This is a genomic window from Parendozoicomonas sp. Alg238-R29 (genome assembly GCF_947331445.1).
Taxonomy (GTDB): Bacteria; Pseudomonadota; Gammaproteobacteria; order Pseudomonadales; family Endozoicomonadaceae; genus Sansalvadorimonas.
Genome location: NZ_CAMZOG010000031.1, coordinates 25,556 through 45,249 on the forward strand (window position 1 = coordinate 25,556; position 19,694 = coordinate 45,249).

Below are 19,694 nucleotides of genomic sequence, written 5' to 3' on the forward strand. Positions count from 1 at the left end.
TTTTCACCTAAAACAACACCGTTAACGAGTGCATCATGAATAGAAGCAACCGCGGTTTTAGCCGTCGCAAGCCAAAACTGCAGGGTCGGGGAAAACTCGAGAACATTGCCTCAGATGGTCCCCACAGTGACTGGTTGGGCATGCCGGATTACTACATCCACACCTTGACAGTGGAAGGTGAGGAATACAAATACCTCAGCGCTGACAAAGATCTTGATGTCAGCATCGGTGATCTTGTCTGCTTCCGCTACCAGGAAACCGGCAAAGAGAAGCGCATTGATAAACGCTCTCTTGGCATTGCCATTGACCCGGCAAGCCTGAATCTCTAACAAAAAGGCCGAACCCTCAGGAGTTCGGCCTTTTTGTATTCAAAGCCCTTAGAATCAATCTTCGAGCAGCTGACCATCAACCAGCCTTAGAACCCGACTCATTTTCCCCGCCAAGTCAGGGTCATGGGTAACTACAACAAAAGCTGTATCCACTTGCTCTGCTAATTCCAACATTAATTGATGAATACGCTCTGCAGTATGGATATCGAGATTTCCGGTCGGCTCATCCATTAGCACCAGCGCCGGTTGGGTCACAAGAGCCCGGGCAATAGCCACCCTTTGCCGCTCACCGCCAGACAGTTCCGCAGGCTTGTGATGAAGGCGTTGCTCAAGCCCTACTCTGATCAACAACTCTTCTGCCCTCTTATTAGCTTCAGCAACACTGGTTCCTTTTCTTATCAGCAAAGGCATCGCAGTATTTTCCAGAGCGGTAAATTCCGGCAGCAAATGATGAAACTGATAAACAAAACCAAGATAACGATTGCGAAGCTCGCCCCGCTCATTATCGCTCATCGTCGCCATATCATGACTGCAGATGGCCACTGAACCTGACGAAGCCTTATCCAAACCCGCAAGCATATTCAGCAAAGTGGTTTTACCTGAGCCAGAGCTACCAACAATAGCGACCCGCTCGCCACGGAAAATCTCCACTTCAATGCCGCTTAAAACTGTGAGTTTTTCCGGGCCCTCGTCATAGGCTTTAGTCAGCGCCTGACATGACAACACAACATCCCTGGAATTATTCATAGCGCAATGCCTCTGCTGGCTGAATTCTGGCCGCACGCCAGGAGGGATAAAGAGTCGCCAGGAAGCTTAAACCAAGACTGGCAGCACAGACTGTGACAACATCAGACCAAAGCAGCTGAGATGGCAGGTCACTGATAAAGTACACATCCGCACTCAGGAAAGAGACACCCATAACCCTTTCTATAAAACCAACAACAGACGCCACATTAAGGGCAGCAATAACACCAAGAACTGTACCGAAGCAGGTACCGACAATGCCAATTACAGAGCCCTGAACCATAAAGATGCTCATAATGGTTCCCGGCCGGGCTCCAAAGGTACGCAGGATAGCAATATCCGCCTGCTTGTCGGTCACCACCATCACCAGAGTGGCAACAATATTGAAAGCTGCTACCGCCACAATCAGTGACAGTAAAAGGCCAACCATGGTTTTCTCCATCTGGATCGCCTGAAACAGGCGCCCCTGAGTTCTGGTCCAATCATTAACGTAATAACGGCCAGGCAATTGCATGGCTGCTTCCCAGGCAAGGCGAGGCGCGTCAAAAAGATCTGTCATTCTGAGCCGCAACCCTTCAACCCCACTTTGGTAACGCATAAAGCGAGCAGCATCAGTGATATTGATGTAGGCCAAAGACGCATCCAAGTCGGCTCCAACAGCAAACAGGCCAGACACACGAAAACGCTTCATTCGAGGAAATACACCGGCAGGATTCACAGAGGCATCCGGCAAAACTACAGTAACCATATCGCCAACAGAAATACCGAGGGAGCGAGCCAGTAACTCACCTAAAACAATGCGAAACTCACCAGCCTCAAGATCATTCAGGCTACCAGCCACCATATGCTGTGGGAGAATCGAGACTGTATCTTCCAGCTCAGGGTCAATACCATAAATCATGGCACCTTTTACCTGACCTCTGGCAGTCGTCATACCCTGCCCCTCAATATAAGGGGCTGAGGCTTCAATACCTGGAATCGCCTGCACGGTTTTCTGCAAATCCTGCCAGTCTGTCAGTTCACCCTGTGCGGCAGAAATTGTGGCATGGGGTACCATTCCCAAAATACGTTGGCGCAATTCGCGATCAAAACCGTTCATCACTGACAACACGACAATTAAAACCATCACGCCCAGTACAAGCCCGGCCATGGACATGGCAGAAATAAACGAAATAAAGTGATTCCGGCGCTTGGCCCGCGTATAGCGCAAGCCAATAAAAAACGGCAGGGGTTTGAACATTCGATCTCCTGTTGAATGTCCCCGGGACGAAAAAGAAAACATTATGCCAGAGAAGGGGATAACTGGCAGAAAGAAATCACAGATAACCCTGCGATTAGTTTAGAGAAAAATAAACATACAAATAAAAACGGCTTTAGCCCAAGGAGCCAAGGGGCTCTCAATTAGGCAGTGCCCTTCGGGTGGCGCTGAAAGCCACCATACGCTGCTACGCCAGAAGCACGCATCAAGACAATCAATAAAACCGTGAATTTGCCTCTCTCAGGCTTCCCATACCCCCCAGCCAAATGAAACGACTCCCATACAGGATGAGCCATTCCTGGATGGGTATTAACAGTTGGTTACCTGCTAATCCTTCACCAGAGTCTATGCTCTGTTCACCTTTAAATGAGTGAAGTGCGGCAGGTGTTGCCATGAAATTGAAATCCTCTCTTCTGGCGCCAGGGTTTCTGACGCTGTTTACCCTTATGGCAAATTTGCCTGTTGTGGATACCCCGGCCAACAAGCTTTATCGCTTTATTCAGGAGGTTTTCGGCCCCGCCCTGGAAATTAGCGATGACCAGGTGCAACAACTGAGCTGGGTTTTGGAAAACCCTATCAGCACTCCGGCAATGGATATTGTTTATCGGACTAATCAAAAAACCGGAACTATTCACAGAGAAGTGCCAAGGGCACTCTCCCGCCTTTATAACCTTCAGTTGCTGAGATCGGGAACAGAAAAAGACTACCGGGCTTTTGTGGCACCGCAACTGTCTGGTGAACAGCTTTTCCTTTCTTACGAGAGTTTTCAAAAGATATCTGCTGAATTCAAAAAGCTGGATGAAGAGTCTCTCGAAACTTTAAAAGCGGCTGCCATCATCCATGCTGTCGCGCTGTCTCCCAGAGCAAGGGAAAGAGCGGACGTGATCCTGAAAAACATACCTTCAGATAGTAGCCAGTTCCTCACACAGACTGCCGAGCATGCGGCCTCTATTTACCCTCTGGCAAGACAGGTCATCTCAAAGTATCCGGGTGCAGAGGAAAAATTTAAAGCAATCTTTCTGCCTGACAGCAATCTTCACCACATGCTCTATGGTGAAGGCTCTCAGGCCATGTTTAAAAACTTTCGCAGGCTGGCCTGCATCAGTGACTGTGAGGAAAAGCGGAAGCTATGGATACTCCACTGGATCGTTCACATCAGTGGTTCTCAAGGTCATATAGTCCCAAAAGGATCTATCTATCTCGATCAACATACCTATACGGCTCTGGGAGAGCTGTTTAACGTAATGGCAACGTACAGCAATAACCCTGACGCACCGGTTGAACTCAAAGAATATATAGCCGCCAGGACCAGAAGCCTGGGTATAGAAACGACTGATGACAACTCAAACGCTATCGGGCTTCTGGCAGCCCTGAGTCGAGTGTACACGCCGGATCAAGGAAAAAATCTGATACAAGGATTTAAGCAACTATCGCAAGAGGATCAGGCTCGCTGGATAAAATACAGTGACAAACAGTTCTCCATTCAACCCGTTGCCGCACCAACTTATATCCCAGCCTTGCTGGCCAATGGTTTCAAAATGGCAGGTATCGCCAGAACCGTGTCCACAATGCTGCCCCTGATCTTAAACACCCTTGAGGAAGTGGATGACCTGAGGGAACTGGAAATGATGACCAGTGACACACCACTCTCGTTCAGGGAGCTGGCCAGCGCTGACTCTGTGAAACGGATTTTAATATCTGGCAAAACACCCAATGTTGATATTGATACCCACTCTGGAGCAGCAACCTTAAAAACACCTCGCAGAATAACTGTGACCCGGGTCGCTATGAAAATCAGGATTCGGCCTCTTCCTCAGTTACAATAATCAGCTGATGCCACTCATCGGGGTTTGGCCATTCTTCTTCGGAAACGGCCATACCTCGCACTGAAAAACCAGCTTCATGCACGCTATTGGGGTCACCTGTCACCAGGGGATGCCACTCCGGTAGGTCATAACCTTTCAGCAACAGTAGATAAGCACAGCTGTCAGGCAACCATTTCAGGTTTTCTTCCAGATTGTCTGCGGTAAAGCGGATGCAATCCGGTACATAGTGCCAACGATTGGGGAAATCTTTGCACTGGCAGCTATCCAGATCCAGCAGTTTGCAGGCTACAGCGGTAGTGTGAATCTGGTCATCGTCATCAATCACCTTGTTCAGGCAGCAGCGACCACAGCCATCACAGAGAGAATCCCACTCCTCTCGGGTCATCTCAGTCAGGGATTTGGTATGCCAGAAAGGGGCTGAGGAACTGTCAGGTTGGGACATGGTATTCAGAGGTGATGAAAAGCGGCACATCATACGCCAGTTCGCAGCAACTCGCACAGTCCGTATCTGTGCTTGAGTTTAGGGTTCTGACAACTACTTTTTGAAGGTCTTTTGTTTTAATGAGCAAAATGGTGGCGCTGTGGCTTCTTCCCCACTTACCGGCATTATGACGGATCGACCTCTTCTGATACGGGACATCTTGCTTCACGGAGAGCGCACCTGGCCTGAACAGGAAATCGTTTCCGTCAGTGGCTCCGGTCAGCGTCACCGTACAACATTTCAAGAAACATTTCGGCGAACCCGCAAACTGGCCAATGTACTGGCAGACTTGGCAATACGCCCCGGCGATCGTATTGCCACCTTGGCCTGGAACGACTATCGCCATATAGAAATCTATTATGCTGTTGCCTGTTCCGGCAGTGTCTGCCACACCATTAACCCACGACTGCCGGAAGAGCAGATCACTTATATCATTAATCATGCTGGTGACAGTTGGCTCTTTGCCTCAGTTGATTTTATTCCTCTGTTGGAAAAAATTCTCCCCAATATATCTGGGGTAAGAGGCTTTATTATTCTTGGAAACGATGGGGAAACATCTACAATCCCCCTTCCCGGCGCAATTCCGTATGAAACCCTCATAAACCCAGCCAGTGATGAATACGAGTGGCCGGAGTTTCCGGAAACCACCGCCAGCTCTCTTTGCTACACCTCCGGTACAACAGGCCACCCCAAGGGCGTACTCTACAGTCACCGCAGCACAGTTCTGCACACATTAATGAGCAATATTGCTGCAACGATTAACCTCAATGAGCAAGATGTCGTGATGCCAGTTGTGCCGATGTTTCATGTTAATGCCTGGGGTATACCCTATTCCGCCGTTATGGCAGGGGCAAAAATGGTTCTTCCTGGCCCCCATATGGCTAATGGACAACTGTTGCAGGCATTGATTGAAGAAGAACAGGTGACTGTTGCTTTCGGGGTTCCCACTATCTGGCTGGCTTTGGTTCACTATCTTGAATCCAGCGACAAACGCATTGATAGTTTGAATCGCGTCTATACAGGCGGTACAGCCTGCCCACGACATATTATGGACACCCTGTTACGGGTTTACGGCACGGATACCGTTCATCTCTGGGGTATGACAGAACTCAGCCCTCTCGGAACTTTGAATCAGGCCGAAAAGCGTACTGACCTTTCTTACGATGAAAAAATGGATTTGCGCTGCAAACAGGGGCGTTCAGCTTTTGGCGTAGAAATGAAACTCAAAGACAACCACGGCAACCCGGTTGCCCACAATGGTAAAGACCCCGGCATTCTCTTTGTACGCGGTTACGCAATCTGCAGTGGTTACCTTGGCGAAGGAGAAGAATCTCCCAATACCAGCCTGCACGACAGTGATGGCTGGCTGAACACTGGAGATATCGCCACTATTGATGAAGATGGTTACCTGCAAATTACCGACCGGGCCAAAGACGTGATTAAATCCGGAGGCGAGTGGATCAGTTCCATCGAACTGGAAAACCTGGCTATGGCACACCCGAATGTTGCCGAAGCTGCAGCCATAGCCATGCCAGACGGCACCTGGGGAGAGCGCCCACTGCTTGTTGCTGTTAAGAAGGACAATAACTCACTGGATGAACAAAGATTACAGGAGTGGTATCAGGGGAAACTACCCGAATGGATGCATCCAGACAGAGTCGTTTTTATCAATGAACTTCCTCATACGGCAACAGGTAAGGTCATCAAATCCCAACTACGGGGTCAACTTGAAACCTTGTTAAGCCAATAAACCTCTACGAGATCAAGCCGCAATGCCAGAAGGAATCTGACTATCACATTTACAGGTTTTCCATTGGTGCTGATTGATAGCCCGACTACTTATGTTTTTCAATCGGTAGGAATTAAAAATAGCGGAAGCGGATAGCGCTGATACCAGACCTGTCCAGAAACCGTGAGGGTCCATCGCATCAACAAACGACATTGTTTCAGCAAACGACATGGTTGCAGCTGCCGATTGCGCACCAACTATCGGTAGAGAAAGCTTCAGCAGTTTCACTTCAATCCGATAACGTTGCAGAAGAGAGGGACTTACCGCCATTCCTTTGTGTTCTCTATACCTGAAGCTTGATATGACAGCACATCATAAATTCACGCAGGCAAGAGGGTTATACGGAGTAGTACCACATAAAAAACCGTACAGCGACTCACTGCACGGGTTCCACCAGAAACTGATATTTAAAAAAGATCAGACCTCTTCAACAACACCCTGACTCTTCAGGTAATCGTCATAACTACCGTGGAAATCAGTGACACCTTTATCGGTGATTTCAATAATCCGCGTAGCCAGAGAGGATACAAACTGACGATCATGGGATACGAAAATCAATGTACCCGGGTAGTTTTCCAGCGCCAGATTAATGGATTCAATACTTTCCATATCCATATGGTTGGTAGGTTCATCGAGCAGAAGAACATTTGGCTTCTGTTGAATCAGCTTGCCAATCAGCATGCGACCTTGTTCACCACCGGAAATCACTTTCACGGATTTTTTGATATCGTTCTGGGAGAACAACATACGGCCAAGGGTACCGCGAATGGTTTGCTCGTCTTCACCTTCGTTCTGCCACTGGCTCATCCATTCGAACAGGTTCATATCTACATCGAAATCATCGCTGTGATTTTGAGCATAATAGCCAATGCTGGCATTCTCAGACCACTTCACCTCACCACCTTTAGGTGCCATTTTCTGAGCCAGAGTGTGCAGCAGTGTCGTTTTACCAATACCGTTCTGACCGATAATGGCAATACGCTCACCGACTTCCACCAGCATGTTCACATCTTTAAACAGTGGCTCTTCATAGCCTTGGTACAGACCATTGACTTCCAGTGCATTTCGGAACAGTTTCTTTTCCTGGTCGAAACGAATGAACGGACTCTGGCGACTGGAAGGCTTCATCTGCTCCAGCTTGATTTTATCAAGTTGCTTCTGGCGGGAAGTCGCCTGCTTAGCCTTGGAAGCGTTGGCAGAGAAGCGGCTTACAAAGGTGCGCAGTTCAGCAATCTGGGCTTTCTTCTTGGCATTATCTGCCTGCATCCGCTCACGAGCCTGCTCGGCAGCCATCATGTATTCGTCGTAGGAACCCGGGAATACTTTCAGTTGACCGTAATCCAGATCGGCCATATGAGTACAGACACTATTCAGGAAGTGACGGTCGTGAGAGATGATAATCATTGTGCAGTCGCGCTGTTTCAGAATACCTTCCAGCCAGCGAATTGCGTTGATATCCAGGTTGTTGGTAGGTTCGTCCAGCAACATGATGTCCGGATCAGCAAACAGCACCTGTGCCAACAGAACACGGAGTTTCCAGCCCGGTGCAACAGAACTCATAGGACCATAATGTTGATCCAGAGGAATATCCAGACCTAACAACAGTTCACCGGCACGGGCTTCAGCAGAGTAACCATCCATTTCCCCAAACAGGACTTCCAGATCCGCAACACGCATGCCTTCTTCTTCAGACATATCGCCCTTAGCGTAAATGGCATCCCGCTCAGCTTTCACCTTCCACAATTCTGCGTGCCCCATCAGTACAGTGTCGATAACACTGTACTCTTCATAGGCGAACTGATCTTGATTCAGTTTGGCCATACGGGTATTCGGTGCAAGAGAAACAGAACCTGCGGATGAATCCAGTTCACCACTCAGGATTTTCATAAAAGTGGATTTGCCACAACCATTGGCACCAATAAGTCCATAACGGTTGCCGTCACCAAATTTAACGGAGATATCTTCGAACAGCGGCTTGTCGCTGAACTGCATGGTGATATTGGCTGTTGTGATCAAATTCGTGTCCTGTCAGATCTTTTCTATTTGGAATGTTCCGGTGCTGAGTGCTTGCCGGATACAAAAGCGGGGCAGACTACCTTGCCAGCCTCTTTCTAGCAATCAGATTCTTTACAGAATAGCCACTCTTTTCACTCATATAGAGGAAACAAACACTTATCAGCTAACAAACTTGTCAGCTTACTTAACTACAAGTCAACCTTCTGCAAATGACTCTGTCGATAACTCTCGTAATTACCAGCCACAGCGCCAATACCGGCAGTGAAGCATCACAGTTTTCAAACTGTACAAACTATTCCTTATTGCGAAGGCTTAACCGTTGAAGCTCACTCGATTGTACGTAAGGGTAAAACGGCCTACACCGCTGACAAAATTGTTCTTTTAGAGCCAGAACACTACCCGTCCATAAGTGGCAAGGTGGAGGGTCAATCAGTTCCACTAAAAAGAGATGAGTTCAAGGTGGAAGAGTTTTTGGGCCTGGAGTACCGGATTTGTGTTGATAAAGATGAAACCCAACGACGAATAGAAACTGCGAACTCTGAGCAAACTTATTCACCACCTTGTTTCTGAAAAAAAGCTGTCACCAGAGCAGGTAGCCAGATATACGGTTAATTTTACTTTGGAAGCCGCCAACAAATCAGCTTACGGCGGGCCGCTGAAATATGTGGCCGACAACACCACCGCCTGTGTCGTCACAGCCAGTATCCGGTCGTAATTAAACCGGGTTTTGTCTATGATGGCGCCATCTTTTCATCGGAAACTCTAATGTCTGAAACAGAAGACCTGCTCGACGGTGAGCAGCTGAAAACCATCGTCGAAAACCAACTAGAAGAAGGCACCCCTATTGAAGTCAAAGAGCAATTGATGCGGCTGGTGATGACCGGTACAGAGAAAGAGGACGCCATTGAAATGATGGCCTGCGCTCTAGGGCTGGAAATGGAAAAGATGGTGAGTAGTGGCAAACCATTCGACACCAAACAATACATAGCCAAGCTTGAACAGCTGCCAGAAACACCCTGGCTGGATACCTTTATTTAATTTCGTGGACAATCTTAGTTTTTCACCAGTCTCCGGTAACCAGCTTGGGCTGGTTAACCGGTTCTACAAAACTCATGGCAATAAGGGCAAGTGCGGTAGACAAGATCATGTTTATATTGCACGGCAAGACACATCGATCGTGGCTGCAGTTCGTATTACCCCAAAAGGACACAACTGGCTGCTAAGAGGTTTGTGGGTTGCAGCAGACAAAAGACGCCTTGGGGTTGGTGGGCAACTGTTGAAGCGATCTCTTTCTGACTTTTCAGAATCTGTGTGGTGTTACCCTTACGACCACCTGCAAGACTTTTATCAAAAACACGGTTTCGTTTCCGTTGAACCTGAATCTGCACCCCAGAACATTGTCTCTCTCTGGAAGGCTTATCAAAAAAAAGGCAAAGCGTTCGCTTTAATGTCCTTCATACCCTGAGGGCCTGGGCTATGCTTGCAGGTTTGTCGGCTGGTGGCTCGTTATGTTTTCCCGTGTACTCCATACTACTTCAACCGCTGCGGCATTGTTTTTTTGTTCTTCCTATTTGTATTCAGATATTCCCGACGTTGTGCGAACAGGTACTGGAGGCGGTATTTATGACGATGCGGGAGCTAAGAAATACGCTATTGGTGTGGATATGAAAACAGGGGAAATATTCAGGAGTACAGATCATGGAAACAAGGATATATGGGAAGTAAACAACCAAACCAAAGTTGGTGAATTTGCAACCAAAACTTTCATTATCGAAACGGTTAACCCACTTGAGTCTGAACTGAAACAGGTCAATGATTCACTTGCTCCTTTGCAGGGCAACTTACAACAGGTTCAGGGAAGTGTTAGCACTCTGCAGACAGATGTACAACAGGTACAGAATACTGTGGCTCCCTTGGCAAAAGAAGTTCAGGACATTCAGAAAGAAGCTGATATTGGATGTTCTGCCTGCAGCAGACTGAACAAGTATGATAATCGATCTCGTAACAGTGCTTCGTTAGCCAGCGCCTTAGCCATGGTTCCGCAAACCATGGATCGACCAAGAATGATTGGTTTCGGCATAGCTAACAATGCTAACAAGACAGCGTTCGCTGCTGGTTATTCCCAGAAATGGGGAGGTGACAAACAGCACCTTATTCAGATTAAGGCAGGTATTGCCAGCTCTGTTAAAGGCGGTGGGATTGGTTACGGATTTAGCTGGTAAACGGAAAGGTAGAGCCATGTTACCAAAACAAAACCAGCCAACGGATAAAAGCCCTGACTCTCTCCAAAACGCTTTATCCGCTAGCATTAGGTTGATTAATAAAGCTCCAGCATCAGCTTATTCATATCTGGTAGTTGCTTGATCTCGCCATGTTTTTTCAGGAATTCGGCGTAGCGCTGGTAACGGCCTCTATCGACCGCCGCAGGGCGTAAAGCAAAACGATTCACAGTATCTCTCCAGGCGCGTTTGTTCAGTTCGTTATCCAGAGTACCGGGGTTGTAATCTTTAAAGGTTTTCCAGGCTTCATCCGGATTATTGATAATAAACTGAGTTGCCAGTTCAACCCCTTCCAAAAAACGACGAATCGCCTCTTTATTGGCCGTTTGAGTGTTAGCGATATAGATAAGTTCATCGTAAGGAGGAACACCATTTTCCTCCATATAAAACATCTTGCCTTTGCTCTTGTGTAACTCAAGACTATTCAGTTCAAAGTTTCGGTAAGCTCCCAACAGTGCATCAACGCGGCCGGCCATCAAAGAGGAAGACAGGTTCCAACCCACATTCACCATTTTGACATCTTTAAAGCCCAAACCATAAGGTGCGAGCATGGTATCGAGAATGGCCTTCTCGGAACCATTCACACTAAAACCGATGGATTTTCCTTTCATATCTGCCAGCGACTTGATCGGACCATCTGCCAATACAATCAAACCATCCAGAGGCGTAGCCACCAGAGAGCCCGCCCAGGATAGCGGCAGACCATCACTGCCCCCCTGAATCAAGCTGGGTTGATAATACACTGCCAGATCCACATCCCCTGCCGCGACCAGCTTGGGTGGCAGGTCAGGGTCAGCGGGTTCCTGAATTGTGACCTTTACACCCGTTTTATCGAAGTACCCCTTCTGCTGGGCAATAATAATTGGGCCATGATCCGGGTTAACGAACCACTCCAGCATCAGCTTTAACTCTTCCGGCTTCTGGGGAGCCGCCATGGCCGCAAGTGGCATCATTAACCCCAAGACCAGCGCTATCATTTTCTTCATCATATTGTTTTCTCTTTCAGAACTACCGCTAAATCAGTGAACCGTGTTTTCCTGCCAGGGAATCAGCCAGCGCAACAGGGAATCTGTCAGGTAGTACAGGCTAACGGAGCACACGGCCAAAACCGTGAGCGCCGCAAACATGAGATCAACCCACAGTCGTGCATTCGCTTGCAGCATTAAATAACCAAGCCCGGCGCTGGAACCAACCCACTCGCCAACCACGGCGCCAATGGGTGCGACAACAACAGCCACTCTTAAACCGGAGGCCAAGGCAGGCAACGCCGCGGGCCAGCGAATTATTCGCAGCATGGACCAGGAGTTTCCACCCATGGTATGAGCCAGATCCAGCCAGCCCTGGTGTGTATGGCGTAAACCGTCATAACAACAGGTAGCAACGGGGAAGAAGATAATCAGTACTGTCATCACTACTTTGGAGGCCATGCCGTAACCAAACCAAAGCATCAAAACAGGTGCCAAAGCGAAAACAGGAATTGCCTGAGTAATCAACAACAGCGGTAATAGCCATGGTCTCACCCTAGCGAAATACACCAGCACCAGAGCCATCAATATTCCAAATAACACGCCTAAAAATAATCCCAGCAACATTTCTGAGAAGGTCACCAGTGTATGTTCCAGCAGTAATCCGGCATCGTCGATCATTCTGTCGAAAACGGCGCCAGGTTCCGGAACTATATAAGGCGGAACATCAAACAGGGTAATGATACCCTGCCAGAGCAACAGTAATCCGATCAGTACAATCAGCGGTTTCAAAGAGTCTTTCACAAGCTTGCCCCCACATCTGCCCCTTCATGGCGCAGACGATCCAGCAGTTGCCCCTGCAAAGACATAAGTTCAGTGTCTTCCAATGATCGTGGCGTTTGCCCAGGGGGCGCAATGGGGGCAGTCAATTGTGCGGGATTCCCGCGGAGATGGTAAACACGGTGCCCCAGACGCAGGGCTTCCAAAGGGTCATGGGTAATCAGCAGCACTGTACGCCCACTAAGCAGTTCGCAGGAAAGATCCTGTAAATCAAGGCGGGTAATGGCATCTACAGCGGCAAAGGGTTCATCCATCAACACAACCGGACGATTTTCCATCAACGTACGAGCCAGCGCTACTCGCTGACGCTGACCTCCGGAAAGATTCTGAGGCAAAGTCGAAGCTTTGTCAGTAAGCCCTACCCGATCAAGTACAGATAGTGCCCGTTCCAAAACATCATCAGACAGTTTCTTTTTTCGAAACAAAGAGCGACTGCGCAACTGCTCACCGACCGTCACATTCTCCAGAACACTGGCCCAGGGAAGCAGTGAATCCTGTTGGGACATCCAGGCAATCCGCCCCTGCAGTGGCTGGTCATCACTACAGATAACTTCGCCGCTGGTAGAAATATTCAGGGCGTCAGTTAATCCTGCAACCATTCTTAACAGCGTAGTTTTTCCTACACCGCTACCCCCCAGAAGGCAGGTCCAGTGACCGCCTTCCAGAGTTAAATTCAAGTTCTCAAAAATCTGGTTATCACCATAGGCCAGCCCGGCACTATGGAGAGTGATATCAAACATAAAAGGCGGAAGCTCCGTCCGAAAGCGGAGGAAGCAGACAGGTGGGAATACCTTCTACGTGCAGTATCAGGCAGAGTAAGCAGGCCTGTCGGTTTCCTACGCCAGCATTATCTGGTTCAGGTCTGTGGGTCTTTCTCAGCCGCCCTGCTACGCAAAACATACGGGCAACACCCCAACCAACGTGCAGCAATCTATAGGTTTTGATTTTAAAAAGCACCTGTTTTTGCTGCTAAGTCTTTATTTCTTGACCTCGAACATGCAGATTCCTGCTTAAGGAGAAACAAGGAACATACCAAAGTCAGCACTTCAGGCATGGGGGCCACAAGCCAAATTTCGGTTTCTCCAAGTATTTCTGGAAAAATCGGCAGCATTACCCTACAACCGGATGTTCGGCTCTGCTCACAATAGATATTGGTGGCATGAACTATCTTGAAAGACTCCGTATACTTCTGAGCACCGGTTTCTGTCGTATAATTAGAACCATCGTCGTGCAACAGACACAATTCCAAGAGTTCCTGAAATCTCTCAGTACATTGTCCCCCGAACAACTGACATGCTTGCACACAACCCTACCGCTGGAACGAATGCGGGCGTACCTGTAACGCATTGAACGGCACGCCATTAGCTCATTTTCATATTCGTGATGTGAACAGAGCCGTAATCACACTTCTACATCTAAACGGTCTAATAGCAGTTCGTAATACTGGGTTTTTGATGAAAACTCTTCAGCTTTTTCAGGTATAGTTATACTGTTTCTATTGACGAAAGTAGTAAGGGCATTGATTCTTCTTCCCTCATCTTTGATGCTGTAATTCATATAATAAAATAAAAGACCATCATATTCCCCTACAGATTGATCCTTTTCATAGAGTTTTAACTCGAGATCAAAAGCCCTGTTTTTACTGAATTTCTCTCTTAGACAAGCAGTGTTTTTACCTTGCCCCTCCAGGAATACAATTAAATCCACAAACGTCCAGTGGCAACCAGAACCACCGGATAGAGGAATGGAATACTTGTTATGATTGATAGTTCCTTCTCTAAAAAAGTAAGATATTTTAGTAAGATTAAAACCTTCACTAAGCAAGTGTTCAATGAACATTGTTAATGATTCATTCCACTCTTTTGAATGAGGTTCAAGTATCATTACCTCATCATAAGGATGAAGATAAAGATCAAAGTCAGCCTTTCCCTTATTGCTCTGTATTATTTCATCATTCAACACAGGAGATTGATACAATTTCAACAAATATCTCAAACACGAAGAATTATTTTTCTCAACTTGAGATCTGGAAAGTTCAGGGTGAGCTGAGCTTATAATATTGATAATACTTTTATTATTAAAGAGTGATGACCGCATAGACCAGAGTGGTTTTCTTGCACAGCAAAAATCACTAAGCTTATAAATAAATAATTTTAATTTATCTTCAGGCGGTATACTTCTCGGAATAACCTTGTCTTCATTGATATAATCAGTCATAATTTCTTCTATCAATAACTCATTCCAGCTATCTATCCTCTTGCCACTCTTAGTAACTGAAACAGGAGGAGCAATACAAATATTACAACGTCCACCCTGATTAAAATTAAGTTCTTCAGCCATCTCTTTAAATGACAACTCTCTTTCACTTGCATTCTGAAAGTATTCTACAAGTGCCCGCTGGTAAGCTTCACTTTCTGTGGCACAAACAGCCAGAGTATGTATTGGCTTACAGCGCTTTATAATCTCACTATACTCCTGATCTTTATCCTGCCAGCATTGTCTTATGCAATGTTTCAACAAACAGTGGGGAGTATACATTTTTCCACTCAGAGCAATAGCCTTTTGTAAATCAGATCTTAATTCTTTATGATTAAAAACAAGAGATCTGCGAAATTCACGGGATTCAACTCCACCCCAAGTATCAATATACGCCTGCAACTTTGAGACAAATTCGCCAGGTTTTTTGTATTTTTCAAATAAAATAATCAATACTTTAGAAAAGGAAGGAGGTTCTTGTTCAGTATCAATACCCAGCTCAACAAAAAGAGCTTCGCCCAGATTTGCCCAGTCATATTGATCCTTCAGTTTACTACAATATTTATTGTAAATTTCTTCAGGAATGGGAACCAGTACTTTATTCTTAAGCGCATTATTTCCACCATGATCAGCAGATAAAGCTGCTATGCAAGCCCCAGGTGCAAACCCTTTTTGTAATAATTCCTTGAGAGTTTCTGTTAATGTCAATGTAAAAAGGGAGTGGTCTGGCCTATAGCACTGAAGAACATCCAACTTATTTGGTCTGACCCCACCTTCTGGAAGCAAGCTTCCTGGAATAATTTTCGCCAGGCAATATAGTGTTGAAATATGGAATTTCAGACCCTTTTTTAATTCATTCGGGCAGATATCTGATGGTTCAAATTTTAACTGGCTGATAACACCACAATCATTATCATATACCGAGTTAAATTGGTAAACCCCATCAAAGAACCACGAGATTGATGCCAACAATATCCTTCTTGCCAGAAAAGCAACATCACTTTCTTCAAAGCCCATCAATTTTGGGTTTTTTTGAAAAAATTCAACTTTTTTTACATTAAAACTATCAAGAGTATATCCATCAATATCACAATAATCTTTTGCCATTCTAAAAACATTATCAGGATTAAATAGTGATAAATTACAAAATGATGGATCATATATAAAAAGCTCACTTCCACTTATCACTTTTTTGCAGCTATCTTCTCCACTAATGTAAAGGGTATTTACTCTCTCACTTTTCAAACACTTTTTCACTTCAGTGTCTGTATCGACAGGAACAAGAAGAAAGTAATGTCTCAAAATCTCCCTGCCATTGCCTGTTTTCACTTCGAGTGTGGCCAACATAACACTTGGTATAAGTGATCCATGAAAAAACCAGTCATAAATCCAGCTATAGCACCACCCATCACACCGTGTTGTTTCCAGCTCCCGTACCAGCTGACCTTTTACAACAGCCTTAAACAGCTTTCCTGAATGAAGCTCATGTGGTGGTAACTCCTCTAATAAATCCTGGCCTTTCTGATATACTTCTTGATTCCTTCTTTCCCTAATATAATGGTTTTCCGATTTTAAAAAACTTTTAGAATAAGTATCTTTCAAACCATGTTGGGCATTAGAAGAATGAAGACAATGAATTTCACGAATAAACTCACTATATTTTATCTTATCATCATCTCCAAATCTTAAATTAAGCCCCCCCCTATTAATTATTTTAAAATTGGGCGTCCCTTTGTTAAGGGTCAAATTACTACATACAGGCTCTAATTTTCTGGAAGCTATTCGTTTCGAAGAACGCTTTTCTCTATAAATAAAATCTGTTTTTATTTTTTTCCTATAGACTGTCCCTCCATCACTAGGCTCCTCGGGCGCCTGAGATCTTTTACGCCCCACTGGCTTAACAAAACCTGACTCTGTTGACTTCACATGGTGCATCATAATTAAACACAATCTATTTAAAAATACCTGACGGACATTCAGATAACAACATCCAGAAAAACCACTCCCCTTGACTACTGAACACATTTACATATAGCAATAGTCAACTCCATAACAACATTGTTATTCATAGAAATATTACAACCCGAACATTTCTTATTCAAAAGGGTCTTATGAATTTAAATCATTGAATAACACTTAAGTGAAAGGGGTATAATTATTGTGGATGGCAGTATTAAGAAAGAAGTTACTTATCATCGATCACCCCCTGTTGTACCCACTCATGAAAAAGTCAGGAAAAAAAGGGCCACACGCAACCAGGGCGCGAAACAACAATCCACCAAGAAACAGAGGGTATCTACCACAGAAGCTACAGAACATGTCCCTGCTCCAAAACCCGGGTCAACCAGGGATCGCAGCAAAAAAGTCATCAAACGAACCGCTGTAGCTGGTCAGAATGCAAAGGAGCAAAGTCTGGCAAACCATGACAAATACCTATCGTCGTCTACAGCCCGACAAGATATTTGGCAGGATATCCAACTATTCCAAGAAAGTGATCACCTCAATCTTCGGGCGACGAAAATAAATGGCTCAGACCCCGAATGGGCATTCTCACAGCATACAAAAGCTCCGTGTCTGCGTGAGCCAATCACTGAACTTGTTGCTAGCCTTCATACTTTTGAAAATGGAGAAGGAAGAGCTTTTACTCCTGATGATTGGCTCCGTGTTTTAGAAATCTGGGAAGAGAGAAAGAACATGCCAAAACTGGAGATTAATCTCTATCTTATTCTTATTAACAGAGCCCTTAGTGAAGACTCACCACTTCAGCCACAAAATGTAAAAAGTGCATTTCTCATTGCTTTTGCAAATCTTCTTGGCGCTTATAACATAAAGCATGAAGGTTTTATCGAACTTATTGCCAATAAAGAGTTCGAAACCTACCCAGTCGATATCGGTGATGTCCTTTCGCCATGCCCTAAAGAGAATATGGAGGCAACGGGATCGGAGATGTTTTCAAACCAATGGCCGGCCATTTGCAAAGCCGTAACAAATCCACGGTGTTTCAAAAATCGCTGGGCATCACGCCTGAGCTCTGATGTATGGAATACAGCTAAAAACTTTCTCAATATCTGGACAATAGATGCCAGCTGTGAACTTGGATCAGAGTTTAATATTGGCCTGGACGATCTTATGAATTCTGAGTTTATCTATTTTTTATTAAGATCCGCGTTTTCAAAGAAATCTGCATTCACCATCCATGAAAAAAAGCAGCTGGCTCATTTACTGGATGCAGGTCTTGCCGCAATGAATGTGACTCTCGAACTCAAACAGGAGGGCGAGCCTCAGAATAAGATTATCAACTGGCGAGACTGGCTATTATCATTTAAGCCTGGTGTACACTCTGTAAAACCTGCTACTATGGTTTTGGTTTCTGATTTTAATAACGTTACACTCTATGCCCCTGCCTCACCATCACCATTTCCTGACACGCCAGATCAGGATGCTGGTGCTAGTGTTACTGTCAGTGATGATAACAATTTAAATGAATGCGCTTCCACAAGTCATGGAGGTTCACAGGGTATCTTCACGCAGCATGGAATCCTGTTAGACCTTCAGTATATCAAGAACAATGATAATCGTGTGAAATCATCAATAGCTAGCCTAGAAACAGCAAAAAAACTGTTACTAGAGGTAGTAGAATCTCACCAGTCAGATTTAGCGCTCGCGGGTTTTCAGAATACAGCACTAGATGATGATGATGAGCAGAGATTGGTTCCTATTAAAGAAAAGTTCCAAGATATTCTAAATAGTTTGGGTTCAGCACAATTAGAGCTTACCAAATATATGCCCCTATCTGATGAGTGCTCAGCCTGACTAATGTCGGGACCTGTGTACAGGACAATGTATGGTCCGCCCCGTTTTGCAATGACAATTTATGATAACGGAGTTGGTCTGCGCTAATGTATTCGGAATCTTTAATGGGAGGCTCCACGCATCCCCTCCACGATGAGATCCGCTCTGGATTGTCCTAAAAAAACTTACAGCATCATAACTGCGGTGTCCCGTATCAGGTTTTCAATCCAGTGGTCTGACCGTTTTCGTCATCATACTCACCATTGCAAAATCGGTGTTAACACCAGCAAAGGCTGGATTTATCTGGGCAGTTCTGAAGCGGAGCTGGATCAACTGGACAAGGTAGAGGGCTTGAATGGCATTTCCACAACAGAAGACTGAGCCGCATTCATGAAAGCCGCCTTCGCCGGTGCACCAGCGGAATACTGGTCAAACTGTTATTGTTAAAAACCGGACATCTCCCCTAATAGTATCCACGTTAACTCGCAACGCCGTGGAATTCCTCCGCTTTAGGAGGGTAAACAATCTATGACTCTTTGATACAAAGCCATACAGGTTTGCGAAAAACCTTAGAGATTGCGAAAGCTCGAAAGAATACAGTTTTTAATAATTATTCCCGCCATGCCCTGTTTAAAGAAGAACATTTCCGGTATTCATAACAATAAACAGATAAAAACAACAATCAGAGGGGACAATAATGAAATTCTTGACAACTTTGGTTATTGCCTTAACAGTCAGCCAGCCACAGCCAGAGGCTTTTCAGGAAGCAGATCAGAGATTGCGGGAAACGTGGCGCTCAGACCGTGACAGAACTATGGCTTCCGTCGAAACGTCCAGTCGTATAACGCCAGCAAGAAAGGAAATTCTTAAGCGTGATGTCGGGGAAATGTCCAGGGCGATTGCATCAATCTAGTACGATAGAGCAAAGAAGCATTTCCAAATGCTCACGGTTCCAGCCTGCTATTTTCCGATGCCTTTTAATGCTTTTATTGCCTTTGTTTTTCTTGATCGTATTCAATGCTATACGCCTGAGAATCGATAGGTTCTCAGCACTATTTCCCGCTTTAGCCTGGCAAGCATCTTCGGAGAACGAAACATCCAGTACCCAGTGCAGGTTAT

The 19,694-nt window shown here is 45.7% G+C and carries 17 protein-coding genes, 1 pseudogene and 1 riboswitch; of the genes and pseudogenes, 8 read left to right on the plus strand and 10 right to left on the minus strand.

Annotated features, from left to right (window positions below):
* Window positions 1-35 precede the first annotated feature (35 nt).
* Window positions 36-329 (plus strand): hypothetical protein, encoded by a 294-nt coding sequence (locus QMA35_RS09785; protein WP_281646963.1) that lies wholly within the window; start codon window positions 36-38, stop codon window positions 327-329.
* Between the two features lie 54 nt (window positions 330-383).
* Here QMA35_RS09785 and lolD read toward each other — a convergent pair whose 3' ends face one another.
* Together lolD and QMA35_RS09795 are read right to left on the minus strand one after the other, a co-directional pair.
* Window positions 384-1,076, minus strand: coding sequence for a lipoprotein-releasing ABC transporter ATP-binding protein LolD (lolD, locus tag QMA35_RS09790; protein ID WP_281646964.1), 693 nt, complete (start codon window positions 1,074-1,076; stop codon window positions 384-386).
* The gene (locus tag QMA35_RS09795) at window positions 1,069-2,313 is read right to left on the minus strand and encodes a lipoprotein-releasing ABC transporter permease subunit (protein ID WP_281646965.1); all 1,245 of its coding nucleotides are present in this window, start codon (window positions 2,311-2,313) and stop codon (window positions 1,069-1,071) included. Before QMA35_RS09795 ends, lolD begins: the two co-directional genes overlap by 8 nt.
* 410 nt (window positions 2,314-2,723) lie before the next feature.
* Here QMA35_RS09795 and QMA35_RS09800 point away from each other — a divergent pair, with 410 nt between their 5' ends.
* Complete coding sequence (locus tag QMA35_RS09800; RefSeq protein WP_281646966.1) at window positions 2,724-4,157, plus strand: hypothetical protein; 1,434 nt, start codon at window positions 2,724-2,726, stop codon at window positions 4,155-4,157.
* Here the strand turns inward: QMA35_RS09800 and QMA35_RS09805 are convergent.
* Entirely contained in the window at window positions 4,126-4,656 is a 531-nt protein-coding gene (locus tag QMA35_RS09805) for a YcgN family cysteine cluster protein (RefSeq protein ID WP_281646967.1), read from the minus strand. The genes QMA35_RS09800 and QMA35_RS09805 overlap by 32 nt on opposite strands.
* A gap of 82 nt (window positions 4,657-4,738) precedes the next feature.
* Between QMA35_RS09805 and QMA35_RS09810 the strand changes: the two genes are divergently transcribed.
* Window positions 4,739-6,388, plus strand: a complete 1,650-nt coding sequence (locus QMA35_RS09810) for a long-chain fatty acid--CoA ligase (RefSeq protein ID WP_281646968.1) — start codon at window positions 4,739-4,741, stop codon at window positions 6,386-6,388.
* A gap of 12 nt (window positions 6,389-6,400) precedes the next feature.
* Here the strand turns inward: QMA35_RS09810 and QMA35_RS09815 are convergent, their stop codons facing one another.
* Window positions 6,401-6,697 (minus strand): hypothetical protein, encoded by a 297-nt coding sequence (locus QMA35_RS09815; protein ID WP_281646969.1) that lies wholly within the window; start codon window positions 6,695-6,697, stop codon window positions 6,401-6,403.
* 147 nt (window positions 6,698-6,844) lie between these two features.
* The gene (locus tag QMA35_RS09820; RefSeq protein ID WP_281646970.1) at window positions 6,845-8,443 is read right to left on the minus strand and encodes an ABC-F family ATPase; all 1,599 of its coding nucleotides are present in this window, start codon (window positions 8,441-8,443) and stop codon (window positions 6,845-6,847) included.
* Window positions 8,444-9,208: 765 nt separating this feature from the next.
* Between QMA35_RS09820 and QMA35_RS09825 the strand changes: the two genes are divergently transcribed.
* Both QMA35_RS09825 and QMA35_RS09830 read left to right on the plus strand, forming a co-directional pair.
* Entirely contained in the window at window positions 9,209-9,481 is a 273-nt protein-coding gene (locus QMA35_RS09825; protein WP_281646971.1) for a hypothetical protein, read from the plus strand.
* 470 nt (window positions 9,482-9,951) lie between these two features.
* Window positions 9,952-10,665, plus strand: a complete 714-nt coding sequence (locus tag QMA35_RS09830) for a hypothetical protein (RefSeq protein WP_281646972.1) — start codon at window positions 9,952-9,954, stop codon at window positions 10,663-10,665.
* A 95-nt stretch (window positions 10,666-10,760) separates the two neighbouring features.
* Here QMA35_RS09830 and QMA35_RS09835 read toward each other — a convergent pair whose 3' ends face one another.
* From QMA35_RS09835 to QMA35_RS09850, 4 genes are all read right to left on the minus strand, one after another.
* Complete coding sequence (locus QMA35_RS09835) at window positions 10,761-11,711, minus strand: ABC transporter substrate-binding protein (protein ID WP_281646973.1); 951 nt, start codon at window positions 11,709-11,711, stop codon at window positions 10,761-10,763.
* A 30-nt stretch (window positions 11,712-11,741) separates the two neighbouring features.
* Entirely contained in the window at window positions 11,742-12,491 is a 750-nt protein-coding gene (locus QMA35_RS09840) for an ABC transporter permease (protein WP_281646974.1), read from the minus strand.
* The gene (locus QMA35_RS09845) at window positions 12,488-13,267 is read right to left on the minus strand and encodes an ABC transporter ATP-binding protein (protein ID WP_281646975.1); all 780 of its coding nucleotides are present in this window, start codon (window positions 13,265-13,267) and stop codon (window positions 12,488-12,490) included. Before QMA35_RS09845 ends, QMA35_RS09840 begins: the two co-directional genes overlap by 4 nt.
* Window positions 13,268-13,343: 76 nt before the next feature.
* Window positions 13,344-13,452: riboswitch (TPP riboswitch) on the minus strand.
* A 476-nt stretch (window positions 13,453-13,928) separates the two neighbouring features.
* A complete protein-coding gene (locus QMA35_RS09850; RefSeq protein ID WP_281646976.1) occupies window positions 13,929-16,709 on the minus strand; it encodes a hypothetical protein in 2,781 nt (926 codons plus the stop codon).
* 234 nt (window positions 16,710-16,943) lie between these two features.
* Between QMA35_RS09850 and QMA35_RS09855 the strand changes: the two genes are divergently transcribed.
* The 3 genes from QMA35_RS09855 to QMA35_RS09865 all read left to right on the plus strand — a co-directional run bounded on the left by QMA35_RS09855 (window position 16,944) and on the right by QMA35_RS09865 (window position 19,488).
* Window positions 16,944-18,596, plus strand: a complete 1,653-nt coding sequence (locus QMA35_RS09855) for a hypothetical protein (RefSeq protein ID WP_281646977.1) — start codon at window positions 16,944-16,946, stop codon at window positions 18,594-18,596.
* A gap of 183 nt (window positions 18,597-18,779) precedes the next feature.
* Window positions 18,780-18,956, plus strand: coding sequence for a hypothetical protein (locus QMA35_RS09860; protein ID WP_281646978.1), 177 nt, complete (start codon window positions 18,780-18,782; stop codon window positions 18,954-18,956).
* 316 nt (window positions 18,957-19,272) lie between these two features.
* On the plus strand, window positions 19,273-19,488 hold the full coding sequence (locus QMA35_RS09865; RefSeq protein ID WP_281646979.1) for a hypothetical protein: 216 nt from the start codon (window positions 19,273-19,275) through the stop codon (window positions 19,486-19,488).
* An 87-nt stretch (window positions 19,489-19,575) separates the two neighbouring features.
* On the opposite strand, the pseudogene QMA35_RS09870 reads toward QMA35_RS09865, so the two are convergent.
* Window positions 19,576-19,694: pseudogene (locus QMA35_RS09870) on the minus strand (ISAs1 family transposase); the annotation flags it as partial.